We start from the raw sequence: 8,819 nt of genomic DNA on the forward strand, positions 1-8,819 counted from the left end.
GGTGTTTGGTTTTACACACGTTTGTCAGACATATATATCACGAGACGACCCGCCCGGGGCGGATTTTGGGGCCCTCGCAGAGCGGTGGGGTCAACAGCGGGCGCTCCCTTCCGGAGCGGTACGGGGACCGTCACGCTTCGCCCCCGCCATCGGCGGGCCGGAACGCCCCGACCACCCCGTGGAACACCGGGAACGTCTTCCGGGCGCCGCCAGGATCCCCGTACGTCGTCCCAGACGCGCGGCGCACCGGGGCGGATCTCGATCCGTACGGGGCCCTGCCACGCACGCACCGTACGGTGCGCCCACGGGGCGCCGAGGGGGTCTCCTGGCGCCCCGTACGGTGCGTCTCAACGGGTCAGCGGATCGGGCGGTGCACGTTCTCCCGTTCCGAGGGTCCGGGTGTCGCGTCCGCGATCCAGGGGCCTTCGCCGCTCGGGTCGACGATGCCTTCCTCCAGCCAGGCGTACGTACCCGACAGGACGCCGTTCACGACCTTGTGGTCCAGGTCGTCCGTGTTGGACCAGAGCCGCGTGAAAAGCGCCTCGACGCGGACCCGTGCCTGCTGGCAGAAGACATCGGCAAGTTGGTACGCCTCGCGGCCGTGGTCGCCGCTCGTGCGCAGCAGTTCGGCCCGTACGCACGCGGCGCTCATCGCGAACAGCTCCGCGCCGATGTCGACGATCCGGCCGAGAAAGCCTTGTTTGGTCTCCATGCGGCCCTGCCAGCGTGACATGGCGTAGAAGGTGGAGCGGGCGAGTTTGCGGGCGCTGCGCTCGACGTAGCGCAGATGCGACGCCAGGTCCGGGTGACCGGCCGGGTGGAACGCCGCGTACGAGCTGGGCAGTTGTCCCGGCCCTGCCACCAGCTTCGGCAGCCAGCGGGCGTAGAACTTCCCCGCCTGCGCCCCCGCCCTGGCCTTGTCCTGGAAGGACTTGTCGGGATCGATGATGTCGCCGGCCACCGCGAGATGGGCGTCGACGGCCTCGCGGGCGATCAGCAGGTGCATGATCTCCGTGGAGCCCTCGAAGATGCGGTTGATGCGCAGGTCACGGAGCATCTGCTCGGCGGGTACGGCACGTTCGCCGCGGGCCGCCAACGAGTCAGCCGTCTCGAAGCCCCGGCCGCCGCGGATCTGGACCAGTTCGTCCGCCATCAGCCAGGCCATCTCGGAACCGTACAGTTTGGCGAGGGCTGCCTCGATCCTGATGTCGTTGCGGTCCTCGTCCGCCATCTGGGAGGAGAGGTCGACGACCGCCTCCAGCGCGAAGGTGGTGGCCGCGATGAACGAGATCTTCGTCGAAACGGCTTCGTGGCGGGCGACCGGCTTGCCCCACTGCTCGCGCGCGGACGACCACTCGCGGGCGATCTTCAGGCACCACTTGCCCGCGCCCACGCACATCGCGGGGAGCGAGAGACGCCCCGTGTTGAGCGTGGTGAGCGCGATCTTGAGACCCGCTCCCTCGGGGCCGATACGGTTCGCGGCGGGGACCCGGACCTGGTGGAAGCGGGTCACGCCGTTCTCCAGGCCGCGCAGCCCCATGAAGGCGTTGCGGTTCTCGACGGTGATGCCGGGGGAGTTCGCTTCCACGACGAACGCCGTAATGCCTCCCTTGCGGCCCTCTTCCTTGGGAACCCGTGCCATCACCACGAGCAGGTCGGCGACGACGCCGTTGGTGGTCCACAGCTTCACGCCGTCGAGCACGTACGCGTCGCCGTCGGGGACGGCCGTCGTGGCCAGCCTGGCGGGGTCGGAACCCACGTCGGGCTCGGTGAGCAGGAACGCCGAGATATCGGTACGCGCCAGACGTGGCAGGAAGAGGTCCTTCTGCTCCTGGGTGCCGAAGATCTTGAGCGGCTGCGGTACGCCGATCGACTGATGGGCGGAGAGCAGCGCCCCGATGGCGGGACTGGCGGTGCCGACGAGCGCCAGGGCCTTGTTGTAGTACACCTGGGTGAGGCCGAGCCCGCCGTACTTGGTGTCGATCTTCATGCCGAGCGCGCCCAGTTCCTTGAGGCCGTTGATCACCTCGTCGGGGATGCGGGCGTCGCGTTCGATCAGCGCACCGTCGATGCGTGTCTCGCAGAACGCGCGCAGCTTGGAGAGGAACTCCTCGCCGCGCCTGACGTCCTCGGGTGCCGGCAGGGGGTGCGGGTGGATGAGGTCCAGCCGGAAGCGGCCGAGGAACAACTCCTTCGCGAAGCTGGGCTTGCGCCAGCCTTGCTCACGGGCGGCTTCGGCGACCTGCCGTGCCTCCCGTTCGGAGACCTTGGGCTTTCCCTGCGCTCCCTGTGGATCTTGTGGTTTCTGCGGTTCCTGGGGCGTGGGCGCTGCTGAGGGTGCGGATGGGGCGGACATGAGGAAATCACCTCGCCGCGGAGTCGGGGCCATGGGCGGTGCCTGGCGGTACGGGCCGGTACGCGGCAGGGCGGACGGTGCCGACCCACCGGTGACGGTGTCGATATACCGACTGGTGCTACTCGTCCGTATCTACCCGATTCCCATCGCACGCACCAGTCGTGGAACGGACCCTTTCGCCCCCGTACGAGGGCCGCCGCCCCGCACGGCCCTCATAGCGCGCTCCATGGCGCCCTGCAACGCCCCGTACGGCGCCGCACCGCACCGCATCGCGCAGTCGTGCACTCCGCGGCGGGCCGTGCCCGGACATACGGCAGCGGGGCGCGGCGCCCCCGCAATCGGCGCCCCGCGGCCGGGGGGGGGGGGGGGGGGGGCGCCCCCCCGGGGCCCCCCCCCCCCCCACTGCCGCCGTGGCCCCCCCCCGGGGGGCCGGGGCCGGACAACCGCCCCGGGCCGGCCCCCCCCGCCGCGGGCGCCGCCCGCTGCCGTCGGTCGTGTGGTGCGTGCGCCCCGCACGGTGCCCCGGCCCGCCCCGTACGAGGGGTTCGGGGCGGGCGGGACTGCGTGCGGAGGCCTCATACAGGCGGGGTCTAGAGGTCCAGGCCCGTGAGGACGAGCACGCGCTCGTACGTGTAGTCGTCCATCGCGTACCGCACACCCTCGCGGCCCACTCCGGACTGCTTGGCGCCCCCGTACGGCATCTGGTCTGCGCGGTACGACGGGACATCGCCGACGACCACGCCGCCGACCTCCAGGGCCCGGTGGGCGCGGAACGCGGCCTTCAGGTCATGGGTGAAGACGCCGGCCTGAAGGCCGTACTTGGAGTCGTTCACCCGATCGAACGCCTCCTTCTCGCTCTCGACGCGGCGGAGCGTGAGCACGGGACCGAAGACCTCCTCGCAGGCGAGGGTGGTGTCCTCGGGGACCTCGGCAAGGATGGTGGGCGCGTAGCTCGCCCCGTCGCGCTTGCCGCCCGTGAGGAGCTGCGCGCCGGCCCGTACCGCCTCGTCGACCCACGACTCGACGCGCTTCGCGGCGTCCTCGCTGACGAGGGGGCCGACGTCGGTGGCGTCGTCGCCGGGGTCACCGGTGACCTGGGCCTCGACGGCGGCGACGATGCGGGGCACGAGGCGCTCGTACACCGTGGCGTCCGCGATCACGCGCTGCACGGAGATGCAGGACTGGCCGCCCTGGTAGTTCGAGAACGTGGCGATCCGCGCGGCGGCCCAGTCGAGGTCCTGGTCGCTCGCGTAGTCCGCGAGGACGACGGCCGCGCCGTTGCCGCCGAGTTCGAGGGTGCAGTGCTTGCGCGGAACCGAGTCCATGATCGCGTAGCCGACCTTGTCGGAACCGGTGAAGGAGATCACCGGCAGCCGCTCGTCCTCTACGAGGGCGGGCATCCGGTCGTTGGGCACGGGCAGTACGGACCAGGCGCCGGCGGGGAGGTCGGTCTCCGCGAGCAACTCACCGATGAGGAGGCCGGAGAGCGGCGTCGCCGGGGCGGGCTTGAGGATGATCGGGGCGCCGGCGGCAATGGCTGGGGCGATCTTGTGGGCGCAGAGGTTGAGCGGGAAGTTGAACGGCGCGATACCGAGGACGACGCCACGGGGGAAGCGACGGGTCAGGGCGAGGCGGCCGGTGCCGCCCGCGTCGGTGTCGAGCCGCTGCGCGTCGCCGGCATTGAAACGGCGGGCCTCCTCGGCGGCGAACCGGAAGACGGATACGGCGCGGCCGACCTCACCTCGTGCCCACTTCAGGGGCTTGCCGTTCTCGGCGGAGATCAGCTGGGCGATCTCTTCGGTGCGTTCGACGAGGCGGCGCGAGACGTGGTCGAGGGCTGCGGCCCGCACGTGCGCGGGCGTCGCGGCGAACTCGTCGACCACCGCGTGCGCGGCGGCGACTGCTTCCTCGACCTGCGCGTCGGTCGGCAGGGAGATGGTGCCGACCAGGCGACCGTCCCAGGGGGAAGTGACGTCGAGGGTGTCCTCGCCGGTGGCCTGGCGGCCGGCGAGCCAGAAAGCGTGGGTGGAAGTCATTGCGAATCCGGGCCCTTCCGAGGAGACGGCGTGTCCCTTCCACGGTAGGGGTGCGGAGGCGCGAGACGGATTATCCGCAGTGGAGTGGTGTGGACGCGGCTGTGCTACGCAATGTCATACGTGGGACTTACGCGGAACGGGCCGACCGGAGCCCGTCCCGGAGCGACCGGTTCGTCTCCGATCCCCCGTCCCTGCCTCTCCACGCCTACTGATCCGACTGTTCCCGAGGTTCCGGGGCTTCCGACGCCGAAGGGGCGGGCAGGGTCGGTGCCGCCGTGGTCTTCAGCGCCAGCCACAGCTCCATCCGCACGTCCGGGTCGTCCAGTGAACGGCCGAGGATCTCCTCGACCCGGCGCATGCGGTAGCGGAGCGTATGGCGGTGCACCCCCAGGTCAGCGGCCGCGGCGTCCCACTGGCCGTGGCGGGACAGCCAGGCCCGCAGCGACGCCACCAGGTCGCCACGCCCCTTCGCGTCGTGGTCGCGCAACGCCCGCAGCATCCCCTCCGCGAAGGCTCGCACCGCGTCGTCCGCGAGGAGGGGCAGGATCGATCCCGCCGCCAACTCCTCGTGCTCGACGAGCGCCATGCCGCGGCGCCGGGCCACCGACAGTGCCTGTTCGGCCTGCTTATAGGCGCCGGCTGTCGCGATCGGCCCTGTAGGAGCGGAGAGACCGATCACGGCGCCTGTCTCCTCCGCTTCCAGCAGCGCGTACCGCGACAGGGAAGCGGTTACGGCTCCACCGTCGGAGGCCACGGCGGCGAGCCGGTGCTCACCGTCCGGGACCACGAGCACGGGCTCGCCGGCGCGGGAGGCAACCGCCTCGATGGCGTCCGTCAGCACCTGGAGCGGATGGTCCGTCCCGGCGCCCTCCTGCGCCGCGGCGGCGCTCGCGGAACTCGCCGTGGATTCCGCGATCAGCAGGCGGAACGGGGCGTCGAGCAGTCCTCCGTACAGGTCCCCCGCCACCGTCCGCGCGTGGTCCGGCTGCCCGGACAGCAACATGCGCAGCACGGCGGCGCCCAGCCGCTGCTCGGCCGCCTGGAGGGCTCGTGAACGCTCCGTCGTGAGCGTCAGCAGTGCGACCGCGGAGTGCACCGCGTACCGTTCGGCGGTGCCCAGTGCCGCCCCCGTACCGACCGCGAGGGCGCCGCGGACGCGCCGCCCCGTACCGAGCGACTGGAGCTCCACGCGGTCCTCCGCGTCCCGGGACGCGTCACCCGAGTCCGCTCCGCCGACCACCGCACTCGCGGGTGCGGGGCGCTCGCCCAACCGCTCGACCTCTGCCGTCAGCCGCGCCGCGCGCCGCGCCGCCCACTCGGGCGCGGCGGCGACGACGGCGCCGGACGCGTCATACAGTGCCGCCCAGCCGTCCACATGCGCCGCCAGTCGCTCCAGCAGCGCCGCGGGCCCTTGGGAGAGCGCCGCGCGGGTCAGCTCTCGCTGGACCTCGAACCCCGCGGTCACGGCGCGGTACTGGTCGGCGGCGAGCGCCGCCGAGACGGCCTTGCTGATGGCGAGGAAGGGAGTACGGCGCGGCACGGCCAGCAAAGGCAGGCCCACCTCGCGGGCCGCTCCGACGAGGGCCTCGGGGATGTCCTCGTAATTGACGCCGACCGCGAAGCCGAGCCCGGCGACCCCGGCGTCCGCCAGCCGCCGTACGTACCGCCGCATCGCTCCGGGATCCGTGGCGTCCAGGGTCGTCGCCGTGATGAGGAGCAGTTCGCCGCCCTCCATGTACGGGACGGGGTCGGGCAGCTCGCTGGCGTGGACCCAGCGGACGGGCGTGCTCAGCCGGTCCTCCCCCGCGTGCACGGTGAGGTGGAGCGCCGAGTGCTGTACGAGCGAGGCGAGGGTGGGCGGCATGGTGGAACCGTAGGACCTTAGGCAGCGGAGGGGCAGGGAGGCGGACACAGGCCGATCAGGCGACGGAGCGTGCATCGGCCCCGATGCGAGGACACACAACCATTTTGCCGTCTTGTAGCAACGACATATGCCAATTCTGCCAGCCTGTACGAAGGGCTTGCACGAAGGACGGTCCTCCTGATGACGGTGGACTGCCCCCGCCCTGGACGCCTCGTTCCGCCCCTGGGCGCCACCTACCGCCCCGTACGCCTAATGCCGCTCAGTTCCGCAGGTCGACCAGGAGAGGTGGCGCGTGCTCGCCACTCACGGTCCGCAGCGACAGGACCGCATGACCGGCCGGTACGGAGTGCGCCAGTTCTGAGGCCGACCAGCGCTCCCGCTCGACCTTCCGTACGGTCACGGCGTCCGTGGTCACCGCCTTGCCGGTGACCAGCTTGCGGAAGGCGTGGATGGCCCGGGTCAGCGGCTGGTCCGCGAAGACCGTGCGCTGCGTGACGTCGCGCGTCTCCACCCATTCGGTGCCCCATGCCTCCGCGAAGCGCTTGCCGTCCCAGGTGGTGATGCCGGAGAAGGCCATCCGGCAGCCCACAGCGCCGAGCAGCGCGGTGTGCAGCGCCTCGGGCACGTCGTCGAGGGTGCGCAGGGTGAGTACGGCGCCCGCGTTGACCGAACGCAGGCGCTGCACGCCGCGCAGGGTCTCGGGGGTGAGCGTGCGCGTCGCGTCGTCCAGCACGAGGCAGGCGAAGAGCGACCGGTCCGCTCGGGTCGCGGCGTTCGCCGTGAACTGGGCGAGGACGATCCGCGCCAGCATCCGCGACGCCTCGGCGTGCCCGCGCTCGGGCAGGTCGATCCGGACCCGAAGCGGGTGCTCCAGTGCGCGCAGCGAGAACGGCCGGGTCCTGCCGCTGGTGTCGAAGAAGCCCGCGAAGGCGGGCCGGTCGAGCAGCGCGACCCGGTCGGCGAGGGCCCGTCCCGGATCCCCGGGCGCGCCGGACTGCCGTTCACGGGCATCGAGCTCACGCCGCATGGCGACGTGCCCCTCGGCGTCCAGGGTCTCCCGCAGGACGGCGAGCGCCGCGGGCTCACCGTCGAGCAGCTCGCGCAGCTCCGGTACGGCGGGCAGCCGGCCGCGCGCGGCACGGAACGGCCCCAGGAGCTGTGCGAGGGCCGTGGAGGCCCGCCTGCTGTCCGTGTCCGCGAGATCGCCCACAAGGCCCTCAGCGAGGACGACAGCGGCCTCGTCGGGGTCGTTGGTGCCGCCGTACAGGTCGAGGTCGTACACCGAGTCGGGATCGCCGAGCCTGACGACGACGTCGTAGGCGCTGTCCGGCCCGAGCTGCGTACCGGTGGCACAGACGGCGATGACGGCCGCCTGCCCTGCGAGCGCCTGGAGCGACAGCGACTCGACGACGGGACGTACCAGGGCGTGTGTCTTCCCGGCGCCGGGCGGGCCGACGGCCAGCAGTGAGGTCCCCAGCAGGACCGGGTCCAGCGCGAGCCCGGTCCCCCTGCGGGCGTAAGGGTTGCGTTCACCGTCCTGGACGGTGCCGAGCCTGACCTGGCGTGCGAGCAGATCGTGCCGGGCTGCGCGGACAGGCAGATCGCGCTTGCCCGAGGGATGGACGCAGGCGCCCGCGCCGTCGCCCCGTACGGCCTCGCCGAAGGCCGTCAGGCGGGAGGGGTCGGCCCGTACGGAGTGCCAGGCGCGGCGGATCCGGGCGTAGTCGACGTCGTTCATCCGCCCGTCCCGTATCTCGGCCGCGAGGCGCGCGGCGATGTCGCTCTGCCCGGCGGTGCGCAGTTCGGGCCACTCGGCTAGATCGTCCTCGGGCTCGGGGGGCGGCGGGGCGGTCTCCTTGGGAGCCGCGCCGGGGCCGCGGCCAACGACGCGCCGCGCGAGTTCGGGCCAGCGTCCGAGGCGGCCGAAGAGGAAGAGCATTCCGCCGACGAACAGCGCGTAGTAGACGTAGGAGGCGACGACTGAGGCCATCGTGGCGCGCCAGGAGTCAGGGGTGAACATGTACAGCGGCCAGAGCCAGAAGCCCCCCAGATAGCCGTTCCAAAGCAGCGACCAGAGCAAGAGACCGGCCAGCAGCGAGATCAGCGCCCCGCTCACGAGTTGCCGCAGCGGCGTCAGCTCCGGTTCCTCCGCGGGCCGCGCCCGGTGGCCGTACGTCCAGGTTCCCGGCGCGTCAGAGAGCCGCGGAACGCGCAACCACTCCGCCAGGGTCGGCCCGGAGCGCGGCGCGTGCCCCGGTGCGGGAGGCGGGGCCGATTCGAACGGTGCTGAGGACGGCATGGGCGGCGGGGCCGCCGGGCGCGGCACGGGGTTGGCGCGTGTGCCCTGTGCGTCGTGTGTGCCGTCGCTGTCCATGTGAACTCCTGCCCCCTGCGCAGTCCGCCCTGTTGTACCCGCTCAATGTATTGCCACCGCCGGGTGTTGAGCGGGTGGCCCACCGCCACGGGCTGCCCACGGGGCACCGCCGTCCGCCCTTCCGCGGGGGGGGGGGGGCGGGGCCCCTTGGGGGCCCCCCACGGCCCCGGGCCGGGGGCGGGAAAACCC

General features: G+C 72.2%; 4 protein-coding genes. All 4 read right to left on the minus strand.

Going from position 1 to position 8,819, the window contains the following annotated elements:
- Positions 1–355: 355 nt before the first annotated feature.
- The gene (locus ACFXPK_RS11915) at positions 356–2,356 is read right to left on the minus strand and encodes an acyl-CoA dehydrogenase family protein (protein WP_385074282.1); all 2,001 of its coding nucleotides are present in this window, start codon (positions 2,354–2,356) and stop codon (positions 356–358) included.
- Between the two features lie 590 nt (positions 2,357–2,946).
- Positions 2,947–4,392 carry an aldehyde dehydrogenase family protein gene (locus tag ACFXPK_RS11920; RefSeq protein ID WP_385074285.1) on the minus strand — a complete coding sequence of 482 codons (1,446 nt, stop codon included), beginning with the start codon at positions 4,390–4,392 and terminating at the stop codon, positions 2,947–2,949.
- 205 nt (positions 4,393–4,597) lie between these two features.
- Positions 4,598–6,256 carry a PucR family transcriptional regulator gene (locus ACFXPK_RS11925; protein WP_385074288.1) on the minus strand — a complete coding sequence of 553 codons (1,659 nt, stop codon included), beginning with the start codon at positions 6,254–6,256 and terminating at the stop codon, positions 4,598–4,600.
- Between the two features lie 259 nt (positions 6,257–6,515).
- Entirely contained in the window at positions 6,516–8,630 is a 2,115-nt protein-coding gene (locus ACFXPK_RS11930; RefSeq protein ID WP_385074290.1) for an ATP-binding protein, read from the minus strand.
- Positions 8,631–8,819 lie beyond the last annotated feature (189 nt).

It is taken from the genome of Streptomyces sp. NPDC059142, from assembly GCF_042755665.1.
GTDB lineage: Bacteria > Actinomycetota > Actinomycetes > Streptomycetales > Streptomycetaceae > Streptomyces.

Bases quoted from the DNA above. Each gene is read 5' to 3' on its own strand.
- ACFXPK_RS11930 (WP_385074290.1), bottom strand. From the start codon at position 8,630: ATGGACAGCGACGGCACACACGACGCACAGGGCACACGCGCCAACCCC.
- ACFXPK_RS11925 (WP_385074288.1), bottom strand. From the start codon at position 6,256: ATGCCGCCCACCCTCGCCTCGCTCGTACAGCACTCGGCGCTCCACCTC.
- ACFXPK_RS11915 (WP_385074282.1), bottom strand. From the start codon at position 2,356: ATGTCCGCCCCATCCGCACCCTCAGCAGCGCCCACGCCCCAGGAACCG.
- ACFXPK_RS11920 (WP_385074285.1), bottom strand. From the start codon at position 4,392: ATGACTTCCACCCACGCTTTCTGGCTCGCCGGCCGCCAGGCCACCGGC.